At 62.9% G+C, this 1,333-nt stretch carries 1 protein-coding gene; it reads left to right on the top strand.

What is annotated here, in order from left to right; translation table 11 throughout:
• Positions 1 to 24: 24 nt before the first annotated feature.
• A partial coding sequence (locus EN906_RS34295) for an FAD-binding oxidoreductase (protein WP_164777616.1) occupies positions 25 to 1,333 on the top strand: 1,309 nt, incomplete at its 3' end.

The raw sequence follows: 1,333 nt of genomic DNA, 5'->3' as shown, positions 1-1,333 counted from the left end.
ATCCCTTGGCCAACGGGGGATATCATGGCCGACGAACAAAAAGGGTTTCGCCTGTCGCGGCGGTTGCTGCTGGGTGCGGCTGTCGTCGGCGGCGCGGTGCTGTGGGGCGGCAACACGGTGGCGCGGCTGGCGCGCGCGCCTTCGGGGCCGAAGAACGCAGGACGGATAGCCGATATAGACGGCTTCGCGCTGCCTCTGAAGCCGCTGGACAATGCGCCGGCCTTCGACGCGTCGCTGCCCTGGTCGGCAAAAGGCGGCGACATCAACGATGCCAGCGGCCTGTCGATGACGCCGGTTTACGGCGTCGTCGAGATCAGCGAGGACGAGCACATCGGCAATGCGCTGGCCTTCGCGCGTGCCAATGGCCTGAAAGTCTCACTGGCCGCCATCCGCCATTCGATGGGCGGGCATACCTTCGACGACAACGCGCTGGTGCTCGACCTCAGAAAGTTCAACAAAGTCACCGTCGATGCGGCGGCCAAGACCATGACCTTGCAGCCGGGCGCGCGCTGGCACGACATCCAGAACCTTCTGCATCCGCGCTTAGCGGTGAAGGCGATGCAGTCGACCGACATCTTCTCGGTCGGCGGCTCACTGTCGGTCAATGCGCACGGCATGGACCACCAGGCAGGCTCGGTGGCGGGCTCGATCCGCTCGATGCGAGTGATGCTGGCTGACGGCTCGGTGACCACCTGCTCGCCGACCGAGAACACCGATCTGTTCCGGCACGTCGTGGGCGGCTACGGCCTGTTCGGCGTGGTGCTGGAGGCGACGCTCGATGTCGTCGACAACGCCGTCTACCGGACCTCGCGCGAAATCATCAGATCGGACGATTTTCCGAAATTCTTCGCCGAGGTGCTGGAGCCGAACAAGGACATCGGCCTGTTCTACGGCCATCTGTCGACGGCGCCCGGCAATTTCCTCGAGGACATGATCGTCTACCGTTACGACAAGGTGGCGGAGCAGCCGCCGGCGGATCAGCCTGAGATCGGCGAGCCGGGTTCGGTTGGGTTGAAGCGGGTGATCATCAACCTGGCGAAATGGGGCAGCCTGTTCCAGGAACTGAAGTGGTTCACCGAAAAGACCCTGGAGCCGAAATTCGAAAGCTGCACGGTGGCGCGCACCTCAGCCATGGCCGAGGGCGAGGCTTGTCTCGTCACCCGCAACAACCCGATGCACGATTCGGTGCCCTATCTCTTCAACGATCAGATGGAAGAAACCGACATCCTGCACGAATATTTTATTCCACGTGCCGCCTATGTCGAATTCATCGCGGAAGCGCGCGAGATCCTGCGCAACCAGACGCTGCCGGTGCTCAATGCTTCGGTGCGCA

It is taken from the genome of Mesorhizobium sp. M7A.F.Ca.CA.004.06.1.1, from assembly GCF_003999135.1.
Taxonomy (GTDB): domain Bacteria; phylum Pseudomonadota; class Alphaproteobacteria; order Rhizobiales; family Rhizobiaceae; genus Mesorhizobium.
This window is presented reverse-complemented; position numbering and strand designations above follow the sequence as displayed.